The organism is Planctobacterium marinum, assembly GCF_036322805.1.
Lineage (GTDB): Bacteria > Pseudomonadota > Gammaproteobacteria > Enterobacterales > Alteromonadaceae > Planctobacterium > Planctobacterium marinum_A.
Map to the genome: position 1 here is coordinate 1,470,983 of NZ_AP027272.1, position 24,142 is coordinate 1,495,124.

Sequence of the window (24,142 nt, forward strand, 5' to 3'; positions counted from 1 at the left end):
TAAGCAACTAAGGACAGCCATGACTCCCGCCATTAAACTCGCTCAAAAAGCTAAAATTAACTATCGGGTGCATCAGTATCAGCATGATGCCAGCGCTGAATCCTATGGCACTGAAGCGGCTGAAAAACTCGGCATTCAACAAGAGCAGGTATTTAAAACTCTGGTGGTTGCGATAGATAGTAGCACGCTTGTTGTCGCGGTTATCCCGGTTTCAGCCATGCTCAGCATGAAGCAGGTTGCCAAAGCCTGTGGTGGCAAAAAGGCCGCAATGGCTGAACAATCTCAGGTGGAGCGTTCTACCGGTTATGTGTTGGGGGGCGTAAGTCCACTGGGGCAAAAAAAACGTCTTAAAACCCTGATCGATAGCTCAGCGCAAAGTCATGACACTATTTTTGTGAGTGCCGGTAAACGCGGTCTGGAAATCGAGCTGACACCTGCTGATTTAGCTTCGTTGCTCAGCGCCAAGTTCGAAGAACTGCAGCACTAAAAATAGTTTCAGTGTATGTCGTTGGTCGAAAAATGTCGGACGCTGACCGATTGCGACTTTGCTTTAACTTCCCGCTTGTGTAAAAACAGCACAAACACAGTGGAGCAGATGTATGCGCAACGGAATTCTTTTCATTCTTTTCTCACTTTTGACACAGTTTAGTCTGGCAGAGCCTGTACTTAAGATCTCTGGGGAAGGTGCCGGGCAATTTCAAAGCTGGTGGTGGCAAGCAAAACAACCTCAGGCGGAAACCGTTATTTTATTATCTGGTCCAAATGACCACTGGAACTCCGATGCAGCATGGTGGTTAACGCTGGCTCCTATGCTACAAAAACACACACACGTGGTGGCCATCGAACGCCCGGTTATTGGCTTGAATTTGGAAGCGCCGCAACTAGGGTATGTGGCCTTCGCTAAGCAGGTTAAGCAAGTGATAACAGAGCAGGGGATTGATGATTTCTCTATTGTCGCATTTGCTTCTTCTAACATGACGGTATTGCAACTGCTAAATCAATATCCGGAATTGTCCCCACGGAAAGTGATATTGATTGACCCGGATGTACTGACTGAATTTTCCGTGAGTCGTTATCAAGCCGATGCCCAGCCTTTTAAAGACAAACAAAAGCAGTATCAAGAATATTTGCAGTCAGGTAAATACATCGCACGAGTGCAACAGAAAAATGCCGCGGAGCTGGAACATATCAAGAAACTAGCTCCCGAGTTCAACGATGAGCAACGTCACTGGCTGCAGGATATCTTTTCGGCTCGGGAGAAGATCCCTAATCAAGTGAATTTGTTTAGCGAGATTGCCGTATACGGTGAGGATTTGGCTAGGGCCAAACAGCTAGGCTGGCCAGACGAGCTACCAATGATGATCATTGATACCGATTTTGAACAAGGCTATATCAACCGCAATGACGATGCACAAGCTATCGAAGGTCTGCAAAAATGGCGTAAAGACGCATGGAAACACTATAAATCTCTGACTCAAGGCGAACACAAAAAGCTGATTTCGCTGGAGAGCCAGGAACACCTGATTATGATTGAACAACCAGAGCTGATTATTAAACTGCTGATTAAGTCTTAAAGGCGAAGGTCATTAGCAGAAGCAATGATAGTTTTCTTTGCAATATAAAAATCCAGCTGTTGTTTATCCATCAAGTGGGCTCAGCTTCAGTCGTTCCATATTGCGAGCTGGATTTAATACTCAGATACAGGTTAAGAATACTCTGTTTGCGATTGTAATTAGCCTGCAAATCAGATAGCTGAGAATCCAATAAATGCTTTATCGCTTCTTTGTAAATAATCGAGATTGTACCATCTTGTTTTGGTGATACTCGCTCAGCCAGATAAGTTAACTTGGGGAAGCCCGCAATTTTTGCACTGATGGTCACCAGTATTTCGTCGGTGTTTTCAGAAGGGGAGGCTGTGATATGCAGAATATCGCTGTAAACGATTTCCACAATCAGAGATTTACAAATAAACATAAATAAGCTGTTGAATAATATTGGGTTTGCCTGGAACGACAACAGCTCTTGCTCTTCAAATTCAATAGTAATATCACGCTCGGCTAACTCTTTTGCAAATATCGTTCGCGCAGTAGCAATTGTATTAGCCATACGCATTCCTTCTTTGGTGGGAACAACGATGTTTGAATCTTGAGAAGCCATAGCATTAAGCGCATCTGTGTAACTATCAATCGTTATTGCGTCTGATTTTATTTCTTTCGCCAGGTTAGCTACAAACTGAGAGCCTTTGGATTTGCTCGTTAATTGCTCGCTTAGAGAATTTATATTTGAGGCTCGCTGTTTGACGGAGCCTGTAAGTAGAGACTGCAGTTCTGTGTTCTGTCTTTTTTTAAGTTCTGCTTTTCTGACTGTACGATTGATGTGCAGCATGGCTTGTTTTAATTTCGACATCATCTCTATGTTGGTGACTAAATCTTCAGCATAGATAACGGGATTGACCACATGCTTTATTCCCAACTTTTTAATACTGTCGCGATGTAACTTATTGGTGTTATCAGATAACAGAATGATATCCACCTGACCTAACTGCACCAGTTTTAATAGTGATTGCATGTCTTCTCGATTATGTGATGCCCCCGATTCATCAATAATAACCACATCAAATTGCTTGTCTTTTTTGATTGCAACAATGGCATTGGCAAGCGTTGTTGTACATTCCACTTCTAGGTGCTGTAAAACTGACAAACTGACGCGCTGCCAGTCTTTATTCTCGACACATAAAACGACTTTGGAGGTAAATTCGGTGGCATCTTCTGGCTGCACTTTTCGAATCCTTTTGGGATTTGCAGACGATGAGGCCATGGCGTGTTGTACTTTCTCTTCGAAAAGCTCCAACGTAAAAGGTTTAACGATATATTCTGTAATTCCCAGTGCAATAGCTTGCTCAACATCGGCATGGTCGATAATGCCCGACACCATAACGATAGGGACTTCGGTTGAGCGTGGAGAGTTTCGAATATGATGAATGAGGTTCAGCATATCATTGGATTTGTCGTACCAGTCACAAATCACCAGTGTAAAGTGTATTGTTTCCAATTTTTCCAGGGCTGAATTGGCATCAATTACCCGAACAATATTATCGAAGCGCAACTCATGCAGTAGTGTCACGATAACACTCATCATCATGCCACTTTTTTCTACTACTAAAACCGGTCCTGGATTAACTATTTGCATGCGATTTCCCTGCTAGTTTTTTAGCGATAATTGCTATGTCGAAAATTACTTTCTATGGTTATAGCAGTAAATACTGAGTTTTGGGGAATGAAACAGTGCATACCTATAAGTGGCAGGACAAATTTTACGTTGGTGTTGAAGGTATAGACCTTGAACACAAGAATTTATTGACCTGTTTAAACAAGTTAATTGTTGCTCAGCACCTCGACAAATCCATCGTGTTGAAACTGGCTGATGAGGTAATACTGTATGCACAGTTTCACTTTTTAAGTGAAGAAAATTTGATGTACTTACTCCATTCCCGCGATTTAGAGGCCCATTGTCAGGAACATAAAACGGTGATCAAAACCTTGCAAAATAAGCGGGGCCACCTGGAAGAGTCCATCAATCACCTTCAGGATTTTGCAGAGTATCTTGTGCATTGGTTTGTGGAGCACACCCAAACCACGGATCGGCAATTTGCTGATTACATCAATCATTGCCAGGCCGAAAAGGATACGCCTGAATATCTTATCAAGTCTCTGGAAGTCGCGGTTTGAGCCGGAAACTTTACTTTTTAGCAGACTCAACCATAGTAAAAGTATCTAACATATTTTCAAACCTATCCAAGGATATCAAAGGGATTCACTATCGACACTTCAGCACTGCACCAAAGTCAATTTTATCGGGATTTTCTGGCAAGGGATTACCTCTATAAACGCGATGTTTTAGCCAACTTTCTTGATGTTGTGACAGATTTGTCGCAAAGCGAAATAGGATATCTCCACCTGGTGGATGAAGCGCGGCAAGAAATCGAATTGGCAGTGTGGAGTGGCAAGGTGTTTGAGCGATGCACCACGGCCTACGCTTCTCATTACCCCGTATCTGATGCGGGGATCTGGGCGGAGAGCATTCGCCAACGGCGCCCGGTGGTGCACAACGATTATGCTGGTATGGCCCCCCATTTAAAAAACGGACTCCCTGAAGGGCATTTCCCAGTGACTCGCCATCTCGGCATACCCGTAATGCCAGCGAGTAAAATCGTCGCTGTTTTAGGCGTTGGTAATCGCAGCACACCTTATTCGGAAGCTGAAATCGAAGAACTTAGCCTTTTTATTAACAGTGCCTGGAGCGCAGTAGGGCTCAAGATTAATGATATTGAGCAACGCGAACTGGATCGCTTGCTAAAGTATAATGCCATTCAACCTGAAACTACGCTGCTCAAAGTGATTGCCGCCATGTCGGATGCTCTGGAGTTACGAGATGAATACACTTCGGCTCATCAGCGCAATGTGTCGCTGATAAGTCATAAAATAGCTTCGGTACTGGATTTAAATGAACGGCAAGTGGAGGGGGTAACGTTAGGGGCGTTGGTGCATGATATCGGGAAAATCGGCATTCCTGCTGAGATTTTAAATAAGATGAAACCCCTTAATGGGGCAGAGTATCAATTGATTAAAGAACACCCCTCTGATGGTGCCAATCTATTTAAAAATATTGATTTGCCTATTCCTCTGGCGCAAATGATTGAACAGCATCACGAGCGATTAGACGGTAGTGGTTATCCCAATCGGTTAAAGGGAGATGATATATGCATAGAAGCGAGAATTATCGCCGTGGCAGACACCTTTGACGCCATGGCATCAGACAGACCTTACCGATACTCACCCGGCAGGCAAGCCGCCATCGAGGAGCTGCGCAGTAACAGAAATGTCAAGTATGACGCTTATGTTGTGGACCGCTTTCTGGAGCTTTTAGACACTGATCCCGATTTAAAACCCGGAGCCATATACAAATAAATACTACATCATTAGCAGCCAGCAGATCTTATTTATTGACCAAAAACTATAATTGAATGTTACATATATCATCTGGCGTCAGCTTGGCTGTGATTTACAATAAGCGCGCTGGATTTTAAGATCATGTTTACCTGAATTGGTCAAAACGCATTTGTTTTCCATATTGTGCAATAAGTTGTAAGGAGTCGATATGTACAAATACAAGGAAGGGTTAACCAGGGGAATATTGCCAGAACTGCTGCTGGAAAACAAAGATGTGATTCTACAAGAGCTGCGCAGTCTTGATGAGCAATTCTGTTTTGATCTGTTATTCGTTGCCTCAATTTCTGCGGATTTTACTTCAGCACAATCTCACATCACCTTATCGAAAGGCAAGCTGGTTCAAAACTTTCAATATGCACTGGCAGGCTCTCCCTGCGAACAAGTACTTGATCACAAGCTTTGTACTTTGGCTCAAGGAGCAAGTGCTTTGTTTCCTGACGACAAGGCGCTGGAAGAATTGAAGATTGAGGCTTATGTTGCTGTGCCTATTTTTGATGACTTGAACAAGTACATTGGCATTTTGGTGGGCCTGTATCGACAACCTCAACCTGACATTGAAAAAAGTGTGTATGGTTTTCGTCTTTGCTCTCGTTTTATCACAGAGAAAGTAGGGCGTTGTTTTTTTGAACATAAAGCAGATGCTCAGTTACAGTTATTAAATGAAGTGGAGCGAATTTCTCTCACCGGAGCGTGGGAATACCATGTAGCGACAGGCCATTTGTATTGGTCGCCAGAAACTTTCCATATTCATGATTTACCCGCAACAACCGCGTTAAGTACTGAACTCGCTATTTCTTTCTACAGTGACGAGTCTCGCGGAATTATCGAGTCGTTGTTTTCCCGTGCTTTAAATACAGGCGAACCCTACCATGTGGAGCTACAAATAAAATCCGCAACCGGAAAGCTAAAGTGGGTAAGAACATCAGGAAAAGTAGAGCAAGATGCTACAGGAAATGCTGTCCGGGTTTACGGCGCAATCGAGGATGTAACCCGCATTTATGAGTTGCTGGAAGAAAGTACTTATAAAAATACCCGGCTTGAGAGTATTCTCAACAACCTAAATGACGCGGTTATCACCATCAATGCCAACGGGATTATAGAGCACAGCAATAAAGTGGCTTATGACATGTTTGGCTATGAAGAAGGGGAATTGCTTGGGCAATCAGTTGAGGCGTTAATGCCTGAGCCCTATGCTTCGATGCATGGCCAATACATGAGCGCTTACGCAGAAACCGGGAAGGCGAAAATTATTGGAGTTGGCAGACAGTTACCCGGCTTGAGAAAAAATGGCGAAGTGTTTCAAATGGAGCTTTCTCTCACTCAGGGCAGCTGTGATGGTGAGATTGAATACATCGGGATCATAAGAGACATTAGCGAGCGCCTGAGAGCGCAAGATACCATCTACAAGATGGCGTTTACCGATACCATGACGGGGTTGCGAAACAAGACCTGGTTTGAAAAAGAATGCAGAGATTTATTGACCCGTGCCCGTATCCAGTCGCACTTTATTTATGCTGCCATTATAGACATAGACAAAATAGCGCAAGTCAATTTGCGTTTTGGGTTCAATGAAACCAATGAAATCATCAAGATGTTAGCGCAAAACTTATCTGCCAAAACGCCTGATGGTACACATTTATACAAAAACGGCGCTGATTCCTTTTTGGTGCTAAATCTCAGTACCAAACCTCAATATGACTCCAAAGAATTTGACCATGTTCAGTTGGAAGCCGCTTTGTTGCAGCCTGAAAATTATCAGGTGCAGTGGAAAGGGGAAAACTTGTCACTTAGTGCTTCACTTGGTAGTTGCATCTGTGATGCGCAAAGTCATTCTTTTGAATCACTATTAGATACCCTGGAGCACGCCATTGAACGAGCGAAGTGCAACAAGCCCTTTGGTCATTTCTTTGTGGATGAGGCGGGAATGTTGGCTTATGAAAGATCAAAGTTTATCAAATTGTCGCTAGACAGCGTTATTGAAGCCAATGAGCTAAGCGTTGTATTACAACCGCAATTTGATGCGCAAGGTAAAGCCGTAGCCTCAGAGGCCTTGGTACGTTGGCTTTCGCCAAAATTGGGCTTCGTTAGTCCGGCGGATTTCATTCCGCTGGCTGAGGAAAGCGGTGCCATTATTAAAATCGGTGATTGGGTGATTGAGCAGGTATGTAAGGTACTCAGCGAACTGCAACAGCAGGGTATTACTACCAGTGTGTCTATCAACATTAGTGGCAAGCAGATAGTGGCCCCCGATTTTGAAAGTAAGCTGTTGGATACCATAAGCCGCTACGAGATACCGGCGTCCAGTATCATGTTGGAACTTACAGAGACGACACTTATTTCTGATATCGAGTTAGTCAAAACCATTATGGATTCTCTTAGTAAAAAAGGGTTCAAGTTCTCCATTGATGATTTTGGAACCGGCTATTCAAGCTTATCTTATTTAAAAGAGTTACCCATTCATGAATTGAAAATCGATAAGTACTTTGTCGACGATATATTGACCAGTTCTGCGGAATCTGCCGGAAAGATTGTCAGTTTGATACTGGATATGGCGAGAGTATTAAACGTCAATTGTGTTGCTGAAGGCGTTGAGGAAAAGGAGCAGGTGGCTTTTCTGCAAGAAAAGCACTGTGCTTTGTACCAAGGGTATTATTTTGCAAAACCTTTGGCGCAACAAGAATGGTTATCGTTAATGTGCGCCGGGGCATGAATAAGGTTATTTCGCGATTGACCTTTTAACAATCCAAGCTGCACATTACGATTTTGGGGCTGGCTGAGTGTTTTTATGCTCAAACAGGTATTTTTCCCAAGAGTTGGGCTGAATGTTGAACTTTGCTAATGTTTCTACAGACAGATAATTGAGTGCATCTTCAACCGAATGATGGAGGTAGGGCACCAAATTAGACATGATGGTTTTTAACCTCTACCCTGTAATCCCCGCCAGAAGAGCCATGCTCCACTTTAAAATGGTAAATTTCATTAGAGAAGGTTTCCGACTGACCATCCCAAAACTCTAAAATGTAGCGCATTTGTGCTTGTTCAAACTCGTTCAATCTATTGATATCAACAGAAAGTGGTATGACAGTACTTATCACTTCACCATATCTAAGCTGATAATACATGCGCTGCGCCCAATAAACGCTATCTTCGATTGGCTTTAAACTGTCTATATTGTGCACCGGAAAACTAAATATTTTCTTATCGGCCGCCCATGCGCTTAGATGAAAACACAGCAAAAGGCACACTGTTATCAGTTTGATTTTTGGCATTTTAGTATTCACTTCCATGTTGGTTTTGATCAAAAAAGTGGATTAAGTGAGTAGTGTGGTATGAGTGTAAAATATTCTTACCTTTGATATCGATAGATATCGAATCGACAAAAAAGTTAAACATTTGTTTTTTCTTCTATTGTTATTGCCCTTTCGGCTTCCCGGGTCCCGTTGTAACATATAAAAAGACTAATTTTTCTCTAATTGCAGCCACAAACGCTTATCGTAAAGTGGGGTTTTCGAGGGTAACAGAGGATTGTCTAATTTGATAATGCGTCTGGATTGCCATTGGCTAAGGGGGAAAAGATGTTGTGTCATGGCACTGTTTTCTAAGCGTTTTTGCAGCTCTCCTGATGACACCATTAGCTCCAGTCCCTTGCTTATTTCTTTATTCAGTTGTCGGTTCTCTTTTGCTGTAAAAAAATAGAGTGGGTAAGGGGAGTACAGTAATACATCATCAAATAGTCTGAGTTCTGGGTAAGTCGCTTGTGCCATTGATAAGTCAGCCTGGCCCTCGAAGATAGCACGGGGGAAAAAGTCACAGCGCTTCTTGTGGATGAGCTCAAAGTTTTTATGAAAATCATTAACGGAAGCGACATTAAATTGATTGCTTAATAAGATTGTCGTATCTGGCCAAAATCGCACCTGACAAGCAGTTAAGTCTCTTAGGGAAACACCAGGTTGTTTTACTTGTTCTGCAAAATCGCGATGCACAATCGATACCCGGTAACCCAACAGGCCCCGCATTAACGGGATCCTGACAGGTAACAGTTCATGTTCTCTTTCGTGACTGGTTGCGGTCCAATAAACGTCGATTGTACCGTTTTTAATAAGACGAATCATACCGCCTCTTGTTGCCTCAGAGTGGAGAACGTGAATGATGCGGGCGGAGCTAAATTTTCCTCCGGCGAGAGTAAGCGAGCTTAGCAAAATTTGCTCAAAATAAGCCTGACGTTGGGCTTCACCCGCTTCAGGGCCAAGAACGGCAATGACGCTTTCACCTTTTACTACACTACAAAGCAGTGAAGCCGAAATCAGCAAAATGGTGCGCGTGAATACAAGCATTGCAGTGACTACTGGGACAAATAAATTAATTGGCTCAAGAACAGTGTAGCAACTAGTGCTTATCTTTCATTGTTTACTTTGGCGTGGGGAAAGGATTACAGGCTTTTTGATGGCAATAATGTGGTTTTAATCAAATTGTCAAAAAAAGGCTGTTGACTTTTAGACGTCTAGATGGCAAATTCTTCTCAAGTACAAAATAACAACTGCACTAGCCATCAATCGGCCAGCACTTGATCGGAAAAAACAATGCACTTTATTACCAGCATTATGATGATGATTATTATGACCGGCACCATCTCCACGGAGAAGGTCACTGGCTAGTGCAAGCGAAAGAATAGCAAAAGCCCGTGACCTACCAGGAAACGGGCTTTTTTTTTAAGTTTTATAAAGTCGGCTCACAGAGCCACAATTAAATCGGTAAGAAGCGGTAATCGGAGTTTAGAATGAAAGTATTGAAGTTTGGCGGATCTTCACTGGCTGATGCAGTCAGGTATCTGAGTGTTCGGGATATCAGTTTACAAGCCTACAAGGAAACTGGTGCGGCAGTGGTGTTATCTGCACCGAAGGGGGTCACTAATAACCTGGAAGCCTTGTGCCAGAAGGCGGAGCAGGGCGAAAATTACGAAGTGGAATTTGCCGCTCTCAAACAAACCCTCACCAGCATTGCCGCCGAACTCAATGACACCTTAGATAACTTCAATCACGATGCCCTTAGTCAACTTATTACCGAAAAGCTCAACGGCCTGGTGAAGCACCTGCAAGGTATTGCTTTGCTCAACGCCAGTCCTGCCTCGATTACCGCACAAATCTTAAGTCTGGGCGAATATGTTAGCGTCAATATCTTTAGTCAGATATTGACTGCTGGCGGTGTCAAAAACCAAATCATCGACCCGGTGGAATACGTTGTTGCCGAAGGCGATTACTTAGATTCCATTGCCGATTTAAGTGCCAGTCGTGCCCGCTTTGCCGATTTAGTGGTGGAAAAAGACTGCTTATTGATAATGCCAGGCTTTGCTGCGGCAAACGAAGCGGGTGAAAAAGTGACGTTAGGCCGAAATGGCTCAGATTATTCCGCTGCGATTTTAGCGGCTTGTATTGATGCGGAGTGCTGCGAAATCTGGACCGATGTCGATGGTGTGTATAACGCCGATCCACGCCAGGTGGATGGTGCTGTATTGCTGGACAAGCTCACTTATCAGGAGGCCATGGAGCTTTCGTACTTCGGTGCAAAGGTACTGCATCCTAAAACTATTGGCCCTATCGCTCAGTATTCCATTCCTTGTTTGATCCGCAATACTTTGAATCCCGCGGCACCGGGCACGCTTATCAGCCATGAAGCTAGCGAAAAGTGGGTGCAGGTTAAAGGTATCTCCTTGCTGGAAAACATGTCCATGTTCAATATCTCCGGTCCGGGCATGAAAGGCATGGTGGGTATGGCTGCCAGAGTATTTGAGGTGATCTCAAATGCAAATATATCAATTAGCCTGATCACCCAGTCATCGTCCGAGTATTCCATCAGTTTCTGTATTCAGGCTAAAGATCAGGAACGTGCGCGTAATGTATTGGAAGATGCCTTTGCACTGGAAATTGACAACCACTTGTTAGAGCCAATTCAAACTAAAGAGAATCTGGCCATTGTAACCTTGGTGGGGGATGGTATGCGTCATACAAAAGGGTTGGCTGCACGCTTCTTTAGCTCACTAGCCCAGGCGCGAGTGAATAATGTCGCCATTGCGCAGGGTTCCTCAGAACGTTCTATTTCAACTGTCATTGAAGCCCGCAAGGCGAAAAAAGCGGTTAAGGTAATCCATCAGAATTTTTTCTCCAACCTCCACACCATTGACGCTTTTTTGGTGGGGTGTGGCACCGTGGGCGCAGAACTCCTTAACCAGATCAGTAAACAACAAGCTGCATTGCTAAAGCGTGATATCAGTTTGCGCGTGTATGGCATCGCCAACAGTCGTAATTTGTTATTGCGGGAAGCCGGTATCGATTTAGCCAATGGCTGGCGAGAAGAGTTAGAAGCCAGCGAAGAATCGCTGGATGTACGCACCTTGCAGCGCTTCGCTCACGATAACAGCTTGGTTAACCCGGTAATCATTGATTGTACCACCAGTGATGACATTGCTGAGCAATACATCGATTTTATGGAAGCGGGTTTCCACGTGGTTACGCCTAATAAAAAAGCGAATACCGCGGAAATCGGTTTTTATCGCAAGCTGCGTGAAGTGGCGCGGCTTAACAATCGCCAGTTTCTCTATGAAACAACCGTCGGTGCTGGTTTGCCGGTTATCGATAACCTGCAAAACCTGATCTATGCCGGAGACGAGTTACAACAGTTTGAAGGCATTTTATCTGGCTCGCTGTCTTTTATTTTTGGCAAGCTGGACGAAGGTTTGAGCATTTCTCAGGCTACCAAAATCGCCATGGAAAATGGTTTTACTGAGCCAGACCCCAGAGATGATCTCAGTGGTATGGACGTAGCGCGTAAGCTATTGATTATGGCCCGTGAAGCAGGATTGGAACTGGAACTTTCAGATATAAGTATTGAGTCGGTGATCCCTGAGTCATTCGATGCCTCTGGTTCCATCGAGGAGTTTGTTGCTAAATTGCCCGAGCTAGACGCGCATTTTGCAAAGCTGGTGGGGGATGCCGCCGCCGAAGGTAAAGTATTGCGTTATGTGGGTACCATTAAAAACGGTGAATGTGCGGTAAAAGTATTGCCTGTTGATGCTCAGCACCCTTTGTACACCATTAAAGATGGTGAAAACGCACTGGCTATTCACAGTGAATATTATCAGCCCATACCCTTTGTAATTAGAGGTTATGGTGCCGGTGCGGCTGTGACCGCTGCTGGTGTTTTCGCTGATGTTTTGCGCACCATGCCGTGGGCTGGAAAACACTAATAGCCCTTTTTTATAAAAGCTATTTTTCGACATAAGGCAGCGCTGTACAATCAATGTGCATGTGGTAGCCTTATGACCCTTTTATCGATTTGTTAGGAAAAGTCTCGATGAAGCACATCGCCTACGCGCCTGCTTCGATAGGAAATGTTTGCTTAGGATTCGATATCCTTGGTGCAGCAATTGCCCCTATAGATGGTTCACCCTTGGGTGATACGGTTACTCTTGAAGAAGCTCAAGCGTTCAGTTTGTCTGTTGTTGGTCGCTTTGCCCACAAACTGCCTGCTAATACCTCCAACAATATTGTGACGCATTGTTACAATGCATTTCACCACAAGCTAAAAGCGCGCAACATTAACGCGCCAGCCTGTAAAATGACGCTCAATAAACACTTGCCAATCGGCAGTGGTTTAGGCTCCAGTGCCAGTTCAATTGTTGCTGCATTGGATGGCTTAAATAGTTTTTATGGCCTGCCTTTCTCTGAAGATGAGATGCTACTGCTGATGGGCGAGTTAGAAGGTCAAATTAGTGGCAGCATTCACTATGACAATGTCGCACCCTGCTATCTGGGCGGTATGACGTTAATGGTGGAAAATGGTGAGCAAATCACTACGCAACTGCCCGTCATAGAAGACTGGTATTGGGTGAGTTGTTATTCCGGCATTTCGGTTTCCACTTCTGCAGCGAGAGAGATTTTACCCAAAGAAGTCAGTGTGCAAACGGCATTGCAGTTTGGTAAGCAATTGGCTGTATTCGTGGATGCATTGCATCAGAAAAATGGGAAGTTGGCGGCTAGCATGATGCAAGATGTCATTGCCGAACCTTATCGAAAAAGTTTGTTACCTAAATTTGATGAATCCAGAGAATTTGCGTTAGACAATGGCGCATTGGCCTTCAGTATTTCCGGGTCAGGTCCCACTGTCTTTGCTGTGTGCGAAAGCCTCGAAGAGGCCAATAAAATCAGTGACTGGTTAGCTCACAATTATATCCAGAACGAAGATGGGTTTAGCCATGTCTGTAAACTGGACCTGCAAGGTTCAAGTGTAGTGAAGGAAGCATAAGTGCATTTATTTAATTTAAAAGACGATAGCGATACCGTTAATTTTTGCGAAGCGGTACAAAAGGGCTTGGGTAAAAACCAAGGGCTCTATTTCCCCAAAGATATCGCGCCACTGAGTAATGTTGAAGAGTTACTGGCTCAGCCATTTACCCAGCGCAGCAGTGCCATTTTATCCCACTTAATAGGCGATGATATTCCGGCAGAAACACTGGCGCAATTGGTGGAGAATGCCTTTAATTTTCCCGCTCCTCTGGCGCAGGTGAAAGACAATGTTTATTGCCTTGAGCTATTTCACGGACCAACCTTAGCTTTTAAAGACTTTGGTGGTCGCTTTATGGCACAGGTGTTGTCATATTTAACCAAAGACAATAAAAATCCCATTACTATTTTAACGGCAACCTCTGGTGATACTGGTGCTGCGGTGGCGCATGCCTTCCATGGTATCGAGAATATCAATGTGGTGATCTTGTATCCAAAAGGCAAAATTTCCACATTGCAGGAAAAACTATTCTCCACGTTAGGTGGTAACATCCATACTGTTGCAGTGGAGAGCGATTTTGACGCTTGTCAGCAGTTGGTCAAAGCGGCCTTTGATGATCCTGAAGTGCGCGACGGTTTGCATCTTAACTCAGCCAACTCCATTAATATCAGCCGTTTACTGGCCCAGGTGTGTTATTACTTCGAGGCGTTTTCGCAAATACCACAAGACGAGCGCAGCGAAGTGGTGTTCTCAGTACCGAGTGGTAACTTTGGTAACTTAACCGCAGGTATGATAGCTAAAGCATTGGGTTTGCCCATCAAACGCTTTATTGCTTCCACGAATGCCAACGACACGGTTCCCCGCTATTGGGCGTCAGGTGAATGGTCACCCAAGCCTACAGTAGCCACTATGTCCAACGCGATGGATGTGAGTCAGCCAAACAACTGGCCGCGTATTGAGGCTTTATTTGAATATGGCTATCTGGATAAAGCCATTTTGTCAGCAGAAGCGGTGGACGAAGAATACACCCAGGTGGCGATGCGACAGCTGATGAAAGATGGTTATGTCAGTGAACCCCACGCTGCGATTGCCTATAAAAGTTTAAAGCGCAACCTGACGGAAACCGAGGTGGGCGTATTTTTAGGTACAGCCCACCCGGCTAAGTTTAAAGAAACGGTGGAAAACGTATTGGGACAGCCTATCAGCTTACCGCAGCCTTTGGCGGAATGTGCTGGCAAAGAAACCTTGTCGGCCAATAAAGATGCCTCTTACGAAAGCTTAAAAGCTCACCTGTTCGAATTGCTAAAATAAATGAGTAGCTGGAAAGAGGTATTGGGCGCCGAAAAACAGGCGCCTTATTTTCAGCAAATCCTTCAGTTTGTTGAGCAAGAACGTCGCGCAGGTAAAACCATATACCCGCCACAAGAAGATGTATTCAATGCCTTCAAAGCCACTGAGTTTGAACAAGTAAAAGTGGTGATATTGGGGCAAGATCCCTATCATGGCCCCGGTCAAGCTCACGGTTTGTGTTTTTCTGTTCTGCCCGGAATTAAAACACCTCCATCACTCAGAAACATGTACAAAGAGCTAAAACAATCGGTTCCGGGGTTTGAAATACCTGATCATGGGTATTTGCAGAAATGGGCGGAGCAGGGAGTATTGTTGTTGAATACCGTGCTGACGGTAGAGCAGGGCAAAGCGCATTCTCATAGCAAAATAGGTTGGGAAAAATTCACTGATAAAGTGATTGAGGCGTTAAATGAGCACGCTCAAGGGCTTGTATTTATGCTGTGGGGCAGTCATGCCCATAAAAAAGGCGCATGCATCGATACCAGCAAACATACGGTATTGAAGACAACTCACCCATCACCTTTATCAGCTCATCGTGGCTTTTTGGGCTGCAATCACTTCTTACAGTGCAATCAAATTTTGCAACAGCAAGGCAAGCCAGCCATCGATTGGCAGGTATAAGCTTTTTATACAACTCACTGCGGCAGTCTTCCGGTAAGGCTGTCACTGTCATCAGCAATGCCTTGCAATTGAACAAATGCAACTTCGCCAGTTTATCGCTTTTTAATTCAATATTCATATCCGTCGGCAGATTAGTAACCCGCCGACTAAACGAGGTCCACAAAAAGCTTATCGCCAAAAACCAAAAAGCCCCATAAACAGGGGCTTTTGCGGTTAGATGTCGATTTGGCTTAATTCGTACTCGTTGAACATGTCCATATCTTCAAGTTCTTTACGAAGCTTGTATTTATCCTTGATAGCTTCGATTTCGCGCCACATGCGCTTCTTTTTACGAGATTTTGTTGAGCGAGTTTCTTGGTCTATTTTGGACATTAAATCGTTTTTATCCACGGTAAACTCCTTACATCACACCGCTAAAATTGCCGGGTTTACAACATGTTAACATCCGGCTTCGATTGCTGTTTTATCACAGCCGATGCAAAAGTAAAAGGTTAATGTTAACTTTTTATTAACATTGCGTGAAACTATCAAGAAAGGCACAATAAGTGGCTGAAAAACGTACAATTAATGCGTGAGAAGTGTTTTAAATTCAACAAATGCCTGAAAGTTGTACGAAGATGCAAATAACGGATAGTAAATGCGATGTGGGATAAAGGCCTCTCAGGTCGCCTTGCTAATTTGAGAGGCACATTTTAAAGCTTATTTTAAACTATCAACAAACCGGGTTATTAACTGATTGGTGGAAGCATCAAAGTTTGGTGCTTCCTCTGCCTCCTGAATTTTGTCCAGGATCTGATTCCCCAATACTTTACCTAGCTCAACTCCCCATTGATCGTAGGAGTTAACGCCCCAAATAGCGCCTTGAACAAATACTTTGTGTTCGTACATGGCAACCAGTGCCCCCAAAGTATGGGGATCCAGTTGCTCAAACAACAAGGTGTTTGAAGGTTTGTTACCTGGCATGGTTTTATGAGTGGCTAACACCTCGAGTTCATCCTGCTTAAGGCCTTTATCTTTCAGTGCTTCGGCAATCTCTTTGTGAGACTGTCCTTGCATCAAGGCTTGAGACTGTGCAAAGCAGTTTGAGGCCAGCATGGCATGATGGGTATTGTCCTGATTAGGCACTTTTAGTGGCAGCATAAAATCCGCCGGGATCAGCGTATGGCTTTGGTGAATCAACTGATGAAACGAGTGTTGGCCATTGGTACCTTCACTACCCCAGACAATTGGCCCGGTTTCATACTCCACTGCCTCATCGCCAGCCACTTGCTTACCATTACTTTCCATATCTAATTGCTGAACGTAAGCCGGGAAGCCTCTTAAATAGTGATAATAGGGCAACAGCACGTAGCTTTGGGCGTTGAAAAAGTTGCGATACCACAAGCCGATAAGTGCCATGATCATGGGCAGGTTTTGCTCAGCAGGGGCATTTTGAAAGTGCTCATCCATGCTAAAAGCCCCTTTCAGCAGAGCCTCAAAGTTGTCCCAGCCAATTGCCAGGGCCAATGGCAAGCCAATAGCCGACCACAGCGAATAACGACCACCCACCCAATCCCACATAGGGAAAATGTTCTCTTCCGCCATACCAAACTCGGTGGCGGCTTTGATATTGGAGGACACCGCCATAAAGTGTTTGGCAATATCAGTTTCACTGCCACCATTGGCTAAAAACCACTGTTTAGCCGTAATGGTATTTTGTAATGTTTCCTGGGTACTAAATGACTTCGACGACATTAAAATCAGAGTTTGCTCTGGGTCTCGCTGAGCCAATACGTCTTGTATATGGCTGCCGTCGACATTGGCGACAAAGTGCACCTTAACGTCTTTCTGCCAATAAGGTTTAAGCGCTTCTGACATAATTTTGGGGCCGAGGAAGGAGCCACCAATACCGATACTGACCACATCTGTAATGGGTTTGCCGGTATAGCCTTTGTGCTCACCCTGTAAAATGCTGGCCACGAAAGCCTTCATTTTGGCTTGGGTTGCTAATACTTCTGGCATCACATCTTTACCGTCCACCATTACTGGCTTGCCAGAGAAGTTGCGCAATGCGGTGTGCAATACCGCTCTGTGCTCAGTAAAATTTATTTGCTCCCCACTGAACATAGCACTGCACTTTTCTGCCACATTGCATTGTTCAGCAAGCTCAAACAACGACTCCATCACTTCCTGATTAATCCGGTTTTTGGAGTAATCCAAGGTGATCCCAGCGGCTTCCACAGTGTATTTTTCAGCGCGTTTAGGATCGTTATTGAACCAGTCACGCATGTGTTCAAATTTAATGGCGTCGGCAATGTCGGATAACTTTTGCCAGGCGGGTTGCTCATTCAGATGGGCCATAATCTTCCTCAATAATTGATAAACACTTGTCGGATAGTTGCAGGGCCTTTGCTTATTATTTTTATTGCTTAATTTGTTGTTTTTGGGGCCAACAAAAAAGCCATCACAAAGATGGCTTTAAATTTTAGATTAGATGTTACAGCTTCGCTTTCAGCATGTCTTCCAGTTTTACCTGGTCCTTGGCGAAATTGCGGATACCTTCAGCAAGCTTCTCCGTCGCCATGGCATCTTCGTTCATTTGCCAGCGGAATTCACGCTCAGACAAAGCACCCGGCGCATCTGATGTGGCGCCTGTATCTTGTAATTTCACCGGCAATTCAGCATCGCTGTCTTTTAGCTCCTGCAGTAAGGCAGGGCTGATGGTCAGACGGTCACAGCCAGCAAGTTCAGTGATTTCACCGATGTTACGGAAACTGGCCCCCATTACAATGGTTTTGTAACCGTGCTGCTTGTAGTAATTGTAGATTCGGGTAACGGATTGTACGCCCGGATCTTCAGCAGGTTGATACTCCTTTTGCTCTGTATTGGCTTTGTACCAATCCAGAATTCGCCCAACAAACGGCGAAATCAAAAACACACCAGCTTCAGCACAAGCACGCGCTTGAGCAAAACCAAATAACAAGGTCAAGTTACAGTTAATGCCTTCTTTTTCCAGCTCTTCGGCCGCCTGAATGCCTTCCCATGTGGAAGCAATCTTGATCAGGATGCGATCTTTGCTAACGCCCGCTTCTTCGTACAACTCCACAAGGCGGTGGGCCTTTTCGATGGTGGCGCGTTTGTCAAACGATAAGCGAGCGTCTACCTCAGTAGAAACGCGGCCCGGGACGATATTTAGAATTTCACAGCCGAATTTTACCGCGAGTTTGTCGCTGGCGTCTTCAAGTTGTTGTTGTGCATCGTCTGACTGTTGTTTAGCCCACTCCACTGCTTCGGTGATCAGAGGCTGATATTGCTCCATCTGTGCAGCTTTTAATAATAACGATGGGTTGGTGGTGGCATCGACAGGCTCGTACTGACGAATGGCTTCGATATCACCCGTGTCTGCAACGACGGTCGTTACAGCGCGTAAAGCTTCTAGTTGGTTACTCATAAGATCCTCAAAAGTGTTCCGTTTTGGACCAAGGGCCGTTGAACTTTGCTGCAAAATTGTACCGCTAAGAACAAGAGCCCCTAAAATGACAAAACATTCATGTTCAGGGTATAACCTTTAATTGTTACTACCGAATGAAATTTCGTGTTTGCGAAATATGGTGTAATGATGACAAAAAAAGGCGCTGCAGAATGGCAAGAAGTATCGTATAACTGAACACAGTAATCAATGGGATGTTTAGATTGAAATGACAGCTAAAATAACCGTAATTCAGGAAGACATCACCCGTTTGCCTGTGGATGCCATCGTTAATGCCGCCAACAACAGTTTATTGGGGGGCGGTGGAGTCGATGGGGCTATTCATCAAGCAGCAGGTCCAGAGCTATTGGAAGAGTGCAAAACCCTCGGTGGCTGTTTAACCGGGGAGGCTAAAATTACCGATGCTTATAAGTTGCCTTGCAAAAAAGTCATCCACACGGTCGGCCCCATTTGGCATGGCGGTGAGCGGCAAGAGGCCACATTATTGGCACAATGCTATCAACGAGTATTGGCACTCGCAGCAGAGCATGAACTGCGCAGTATTGCCTTTCCGGCTATCAGCTGTGGCGTTTATGGTTATCCCATTAATCAAGCCTGCGAAATTGCCATGAATAGTGTGGTAGAGCAAACCAGCTATTACCCTGATATTCGCAAAGTGATATTTTGCGCTTTTAATGAAGAAATATATCAAGCCTATATCCGCGCCATGCAATCGATCCAGTTGCATTGAAATCCAGTAAAAAGCCACAACATTAATGCTTTTGACTGGAGCGCCCCTGTTTTATGTTAGTTGTTATTTCCCCTGCTAAAAATCTGGATTACGACACCCCGGCCACGACTTCGGCCTATACCCAACCAGATTTACTTGAGCCTGCCCAGGCTCTTATCAACCGCTGTAAAAAATTGGCGCCGCAAGATATCAGCTCATTAATGCATATCAGCGATAAGTTAGCTTTGTTGAATGCTGAACGTTACGCTACCTGGCACACACCATTTACCCAAGACAACGCTAAGCAAGCGGTGTTGGCCTTTAACGGCGATGTGTATACCGGATTAGATGCGCCGAGCTTGAGTGAAGAAACATTGCAATACAGTCAACAGCATTTGCGCATATTGTCTGGTTTGTATGGCTTGTTACGTCCGTTGGATTTAATGCAGCCTTATCGTCTTGAAATGGGCACTAAACTGGATACCGATAAAGGTAAAAACCTGTATGAGTTCTGGGGAGAGCAAATTACAGATAAGCTCAATGAAGCCTTAGCAGAGCAGGGCGATAACGTGCTGGTGAACCTGGCGTCAAATGAGTATTTCAAATCTGTCAAACCGAAAAAGCTACAAGCCCAGATTTATACGCCGGTATTTAAAGATGCCAAAAATGGCCAATATAAAGTAATCAGCTTTTTTGCCAAAAAAGCCCGCGGCCTGATGGCTCGCTACATCTTGGAAAATCAGGTGTATGAAGTGGCCCAGCTCAAAGCCTTTGATTCAGCGGGTTATTACTTCAGTGAAGAATCAAGTAAAGGCAATGAGTTGGTGTTTTTGAGGGAAGAGCAGGCTTAGAGGGGCCTTTTATCTTAAAGCGGTCATCAATTTAGCAATTATTGTGTGACCGCTTAAAGAAAGTTATGGGCGATGACTAATCCTGTTTCATGCAGGCAAAATCATTACATTGCCATATCAATAGCAGTATCAATAATCTCTCCTACGATGACGTTTGGTTCGGAACCATCCTTTCCAAGTGCCGCCTTGCCGGTCAGTGAAATAACACAATTACCATTGCCTAAGCCTTTCAAGGGATTTTCCCATTTGATTTTGCCCCCATCAGGGCAAATACAATATAAAGTGCCATTTAGATAGACAATTAGGTCTTCAGAATAAACCACCACGGTGGGCTTGCCCCAATCATTTTTGATTTTGGTGCGCCATTGTTCTTCACCACTATCCTGATTTAAACAAACGACATGCCCCTTAATTCCAAGAAATATCTTTTTCATAACTCTTCCTGGTTTAGCCCATGGTTAATGAGATTCTGACGGAGCGCGTGAATCTTTCCTAAGTAAAAACGGTATGACTGAGAATGCAAATAACAATTCAATAGTCAGGGCGACAAAAATACTCTGAGCCGGAATACCGTCTATAATTATTCCAATTAATCTGAACACAGAAAATGACGCAAAAATAAGCGCAGCAATAATTATGGATGTGTACTCTATTTGCTTAAAGAAAGCTCCTGCGAGAATAAAAAAACCGAATACGAATATGGTTCCACCCATCCCCCTCATTTCACTCAGAGCTTCTGTACTGAACTGGGAATTATTGAAGAACTGATTAAGGTAATCAACCGGCATCAGGCCGATATAAAACCCCACCAGTAACAATACAAATCCTGCAAAAAATAGATACGTTTTACGCTTATTAATAGCCATTGTTTGTCTCCTCAATTGATAAAAGTTCCCAAGCACCAGAGCGCCTGGTGCTTTCAATGTATTGCTGAAATGACGTTGGCTCTCTTCCTAAAACTCGCTCTAAATCTGATGTAAGGTATTCGTTTCGACCGTCCAAAAGTTCTTCGAACAGATATCGTGTCAATTTTATTTCCTCTTCTGCTATACCGAATTTGGCCAACTCAGACAAGTATGTATCTAGAGGGATGTGCGTAGCTGTTACATCAACCTTCAAGTTATTGCTGAAAATTTCCGCTATTTTTTTGAAGCTAAGAAGCTCGGGGCCAGTAATCTCATAAATGTGGTTGTCTGGGCTCTCATCTAATAGTGAATGATAAACAACTTCAGCAATGTCACTTGCATCAATAAACGGCTCTTTAACACCATTCACAGGAACCACAATTTCACCGTTTAAAATGCTGTCCAGGAAGACACCTTCGCTGAAGTTTTGTGAAAACCAACTGGTTCTTACAATCGTTGCTGGAATGTCACTTTTAAGGACTACAGTTTCACACTTCCTGGACTCAGCCTCACCTCGCCCAGTCAACAACACAATGCGACGCATTGAATTTTTTTCACATAGCTCAATGAATCGACTCAATTTTGCAGACATGTTCGATAACGCTAGATTTGGCGGAATAATGATATAGGCACTATCAACCCCGGTAATGGCTTGTTGCCAAGTATTTTCATCTTCCCAATCAAATTTTATTCTTGTGCTTCTGGATGCTATTCTCACCAAGTATTCGGAGCGTTGGAGTAGCTCAACTACTCGGCGTCCAGTCTTACTTTTGGGCGCAGTTATAAGTGCTATTTTGTGTTCCACGGTATTCATCCTATGCCGGTTAAGTATTTACGTGGAATAATTGTCTGCCGAAATTAGCGAATGATGAATGTCAGAAAGAACTTGAATATGTGCAGATCGTTCATTATTTTTTAGTGATGAGCACCGCTAAATATAACGAGCTACTGCACTACCTTAAACTTGAGAGTGTCTACTACAGCCGCTCGCTCTTTGGTGGCGTGAACTGGGCGGTAAATGTTCCAGCCTATCCTGATACTAGTATGTTCCACATACTGGTTTCAGGTTCCTGTTTGGTTAAGTTAGACCAGATTGAATTGCTCCTGAAACCCGGTGACGTTGTATTCTTTCCCGCAGCAAAAGGACACTTTGTTATGGGAAATGAGAATACAGACGCATCAGATTTATATAGTCTTCCTGTGAAGAAAATAAGCGATTTATATGAAACTCTCGAACTGAATAGCGAAGCTAGTGAAAAGACGGTTTTGTTATGTGGTGTCGTTAAAATTCGCCATCCTTCTGGGGAAATGTTGTTGAATGATATGCCTCCAATAATCCATGTACAGAGAGAGCATCATTTATTTAGTTCCGTCATGGAAGGCATAGTTAACTTGATTTTTCAGGAAGCAGAAGCCAATTTTCTTGGCGGCGAAACTGTGATAACGAGATTGGTGGATATCCTGATGATTCAAACAATTCGTCAATGGGTAATGAAAGGAGACGAGTACCATGGCCAATGGCTTAAAGCCTTGAAGGATCCCAAAATTGGAAAGTCGTTATCTCTGATTCACCAGCATCCAGAGATAACTTGGACTATTGAATCATTAGGAAAAGACGTAGGCATGTCCAGAACGGCTTTCGCGACCCAATTTACTTTATTGGTTGGGGATACGCCAATGAACTACCTGACATCCTGGCGCATGAATCTTGCGGAGTTACGCATTAAAAGTGGCGAGAAAGTAACACTAGATTTCATTGAGAGTCTTGGTTACCAATCTGAATCTTCTTTCAGGAGAGCATTTAAAAAGATAAAAGGTTACACGACGTCTAACATTCCCAAAGAGTTACCAATTTAAGCTTTACTTGGTTCATCAACATTTTCTGATTTTGCAGGGAGCAAAAATCAGCCAAAAATCAGCAGCAAATCAGGTGATTTAAACCCTCTATCATTAAGCTTCACCCTGTCGAATAACTGTTCCTGCATTTAAAAAACTCATGAATTCATAAGGGAGTCAAAATCGTGAAATTTCAGTTACCTTCAATAGCAACGTTGTTGGGGTGTTTGTTTATTAGTTTTACAAGTTCCGCCACAGATGAGCCCGGTATTGGCAACGACCAATATTTGGGACAAAAGCCGCCCGGCCTGGTGCCAGAGTTATTTGCACCAGATCTGATCAAAACCGAGCATCGGGAAGCCGCAGCTGCGTTTTCGCCGGATTTAAAAGAGTTTTATTTCCGCAGAAGGGGCGGTGAATACGAGAGGAACACATTAGTTGTGGTGCGCAAAACTAATGGTCAATGGACTGAATCCGTTTTACCTCCTTGGGCGGGTGAGCCTTTTGTTTCCCTCGACAATAAAAGGCTATATCTGGGCAGAAAATTCAGAGAGCGCACGAGTTCTGGATGGTCAGAAGTGCAAAGTCATGCTGAACCTTTGTCAGATTTGCCAATTATGCGCATGACCGTCTCATCTAACGGAACCTGGTTTTTTGATGAGGCATCAGAAGCGCCCATCCGCTACTCGAGGTTAATAGATGGAAAACGCGAAGAGCCGAGGGATTTGGATATTGAATTTGGCCCTTGGAATGCACACCCCTATATCGCACCTGATGAATCCTATTTAATTTGGGATGATCAGAGAGAAAGTGGAAATGGTGGTCCAGATCTCTATATCAGTTTTCGCCAGAAAGACAATTCCTGGGGAGAGGCTATTCACTTGGGAGACGAGATAAATACCGAGTATAACGAAGCCTATGGCAGTGTATCTCCTGATGGAAAATACTTTTTCTTCCACAGAAGTTATGGTGGTGACACAGGTGACATTTATTGGATGGATGCACAATTTATTAACGAGCTTAGGCCCCAATAAACAGTTAAAATAGTCTTTGCAATGTTGGCTGATATGTTTAGCAAATGCTGACGATAATCATCGAAAGGTAGATGGTCTGCC

At 44.0% G+C, this 24,142-nt stretch carries 22 protein-coding genes; 13 read left to right on the forward strand and 9 right to left on the reverse strand.

Going from position 1 to position 24,142, the window contains the following annotated elements; genetic code table 11:
- Positions 1-19 precede the first annotated feature (19 nt).
- Together ybaK and AABA75_RS06565 are read left to right on the forward strand one after the other, a co-directional pair.
- The gene (gene ybaK, locus AABA75_RS06560) at positions 20-487 is read left to right on the forward strand and encodes a Cys-tRNA(Pro) deacylase (RefSeq protein ID WP_338291761.1); all 468 of its coding nucleotides are present in this window, start codon (positions 20-22) and stop codon (positions 485-487) included.
- 112 nt (positions 488-599) lie between these two features.
- Complete coding sequence (locus AABA75_RS06565) at positions 600-1,574, forward strand: alpha/beta fold hydrolase (protein ID WP_338291762.1); 975 nt, start codon at positions 600-602, stop codon at positions 1,572-1,574.
- 70 nt (positions 1,575-1,644) lie between these two features.
- Here the strand turns inward: AABA75_RS06565 and AABA75_RS06570 are convergent, their stop codons facing one another.
- Positions 1,645-3,189 carry a response regulator gene (locus AABA75_RS06570; protein ID WP_338291763.1) on the reverse strand — a complete coding sequence of 515 codons (1,545 nt, stop codon included), beginning with the start codon at positions 3,187-3,189 and terminating at the stop codon, positions 1,645-1,647.
- A 95-nt stretch (positions 3,190-3,284) separates the two neighbouring features.
- On the opposite strand from AABA75_RS06570, the gene AABA75_RS06575 reads away from it, so the two are divergent.
- From AABA75_RS06575 to AABA75_RS06585, 3 genes are all read left to right on the forward strand, one after another.
- Entirely contained in the window at positions 3,285-3,728 is a 444-nt protein-coding gene (locus AABA75_RS06575) for a hemerythrin family protein (RefSeq protein ID WP_338291764.1), read from the forward strand.
- A 135-nt stretch (positions 3,729-3,863) separates the two neighbouring features.
- Entirely contained in the window at positions 3,864-4,967 is a 1,104-nt protein-coding gene (locus tag AABA75_RS06580) for an HD domain-containing phosphohydrolase (RefSeq protein WP_338294816.1), read from the forward strand.
- A 190-nt stretch (positions 4,968-5,157) separates the two neighbouring features.
- Positions 5,158-7,719 carry a bifunctional diguanylate cyclase/phosphodiesterase gene (locus tag AABA75_RS06585; RefSeq protein WP_338291765.1) on the forward strand — a complete coding sequence of 854 codons (2,562 nt, stop codon included), beginning with the start codon at positions 5,158-5,160 and terminating at the stop codon, positions 7,717-7,719.
- A 190-nt stretch (positions 7,720-7,909) separates the two neighbouring features.
- On the opposite strand, the gene AABA75_RS06590 is transcribed toward AABA75_RS06585, so the two are convergent.
- A complete protein-coding gene (locus AABA75_RS06590; protein WP_338291766.1) occupies positions 7,910-8,278 on the reverse strand; it encodes a hypothetical protein in 369 nt (122 codons plus the stop codon).
- 189 nt (positions 8,279-8,467) lie between these two features.
- Positions 8,468-9,343 carry a hypothetical protein gene (locus AABA75_RS06595; protein WP_338291768.1) on the reverse strand — a complete coding sequence of 292 codons (876 nt, stop codon included), beginning with the start codon at positions 9,341-9,343 and terminating at the stop codon, positions 8,468-8,470.
- A gap of 443 nt (positions 9,344-9,786) precedes the next feature.
- On the opposite strand from AABA75_RS06595, the gene thrA reads away from it, so the two are divergent.
- From thrA to ung, 4 genes are all read left to right on the forward strand, one after another.
- The gene (gene thrA / locus AABA75_RS06600) at positions 9,787-12,249 is read left to right on the forward strand and encodes a bifunctional aspartate kinase/homoserine dehydrogenase I (RefSeq protein WP_338291770.1); all 2,463 of its coding nucleotides are present in this window, start codon (positions 9,787-9,789) and stop codon (positions 12,247-12,249) included.
- A 107-nt stretch (positions 12,250-12,356) separates the two neighbouring features.
- On the forward strand, positions 12,357-13,307 hold the full coding sequence (gene thrB / locus AABA75_RS06605; RefSeq protein ID WP_338291772.1) for a homoserine kinase: 951 nt from the start codon (positions 12,357-12,359) through the stop codon (positions 13,305-13,307).
- Positions 13,308-14,597: a threonine synthase gene (thrC, locus tag AABA75_RS06610; RefSeq protein WP_338291773.1), complete on the forward strand. Its 1,290-nt coding sequence runs from the start codon at positions 13,308-13,310 to the stop codon at positions 14,595-14,597. It abuts the gene before it with no gap.
- Positions 14,598-15,257 carry a uracil-DNA glycosylase gene (gene ung / locus AABA75_RS06615; protein ID WP_338291774.1) on the forward strand — a complete coding sequence of 220 codons (660 nt, stop codon included), beginning with the start codon at positions 14,598-14,600 and terminating at the stop codon, positions 15,255-15,257.
- A 213-nt stretch (positions 15,258-15,470) separates the two neighbouring features.
- On the opposite strand, the gene AABA75_RS06620 is transcribed toward ung, so the two are convergent.
- From AABA75_RS06620 to tal, 3 genes are all read right to left on the reverse strand, one after another.
- Complete coding sequence (locus tag AABA75_RS06620) at positions 15,471-15,647, reverse strand: DUF3545 family protein (RefSeq protein ID WP_338291775.1); 177 nt, start codon at positions 15,645-15,647, stop codon at positions 15,471-15,473.
- Positions 15,648-15,956: 309 nt separating this feature from the next.
- Complete coding sequence (gene pgi, locus AABA75_RS06625; RefSeq protein ID WP_338291776.1) at positions 15,957-17,597, reverse strand: glucose-6-phosphate isomerase; 1,641 nt, start codon at positions 17,595-17,597, stop codon at positions 15,957-15,959.
- Positions 17,598-17,733: 136 nt separating this feature from the next.
- Positions 17,734-18,687, reverse strand: a complete 954-nt coding sequence (gene tal, locus AABA75_RS06630; protein ID WP_338291777.1) for a transaldolase — start codon at positions 18,685-18,687, stop codon at positions 17,734-17,736.
- A 247-nt stretch (positions 18,688-18,934) separates the two neighbouring features.
- Here tal and AABA75_RS06635 point away from each other — a divergent pair, with 247 nt between their 5' ends.
- Both AABA75_RS06635 and yaaA read left to right on the forward strand, forming a co-directional pair.
- On the forward strand, positions 18,935-19,456 hold the full coding sequence (locus AABA75_RS06635; RefSeq protein ID WP_338291778.1) for an O-acetyl-ADP-ribose deacetylase: 522 nt from the start codon (positions 18,935-18,937) through the stop codon (positions 19,454-19,456).
- 53 nt (positions 19,457-19,509) lie between these two features.
- Entirely contained in the window at positions 19,510-20,286 is a 777-nt protein-coding gene (gene yaaA / locus AABA75_RS06640) for a peroxide stress protein YaaA (protein WP_338291779.1), read from the forward strand.
- A gap of 104 nt (positions 20,287-20,390) precedes the next feature.
- Here yaaA and AABA75_RS06645 read toward each other — a convergent pair whose 3' ends face one another.
- The 3 genes from AABA75_RS06645 to AABA75_RS06655 are packed head-to-tail and all read right to left on the reverse strand — an operon-like array spanning position 20,391 to position 21,996.
- The gene (locus tag AABA75_RS06645) at positions 20,391-20,720 is read right to left on the reverse strand and encodes a PQQ-binding-like beta-propeller repeat protein (RefSeq protein ID WP_338291780.1); all 330 of its coding nucleotides are present in this window, start codon (positions 20,718-20,720) and stop codon (positions 20,391-20,393) included.
- Positions 20,721-20,744: 24 nt separating this feature from the next.
- Positions 20,745-21,152 carry a DUF4345 domain-containing protein gene (locus AABA75_RS06650; RefSeq protein WP_338291781.1) on the reverse strand — a complete coding sequence of 136 codons (408 nt, stop codon included), beginning with the start codon at positions 21,150-21,152 and terminating at the stop codon, positions 20,745-20,747.
- Entirely contained in the window at positions 21,142-21,996 is an 855-nt protein-coding gene (locus AABA75_RS06655; protein ID WP_338291782.1) for an NmrA family NAD(P)-binding protein, read from the reverse strand. The genes AABA75_RS06650 and AABA75_RS06655 overlap by 11 nt, the downstream gene beginning before the upstream one ends.
- An 89-nt stretch (positions 21,997-22,085) precedes the next feature.
- Between AABA75_RS06655 and AABA75_RS06660 the strand changes: the two genes are divergently transcribed.
- Together AABA75_RS06660 and AABA75_RS06665 are read left to right on the forward strand one after the other, a co-directional pair.
- Positions 22,086-23,048, forward strand: coding sequence for an AraC family transcriptional regulator (locus AABA75_RS06660; RefSeq protein WP_338291783.1), 963 nt, complete (start codon positions 22,086-22,088; stop codon positions 23,046-23,048).
- A 164-nt stretch (positions 23,049-23,212) separates the two neighbouring features.
- Positions 23,213-24,061 (forward strand): hypothetical protein, encoded by an 849-nt coding sequence (locus AABA75_RS06665; RefSeq protein ID WP_338291784.1) that lies wholly within the window; start codon positions 23,213-23,215, stop codon positions 24,059-24,061.
- Positions 24,062-24,142 lie beyond the last annotated feature (81 nt).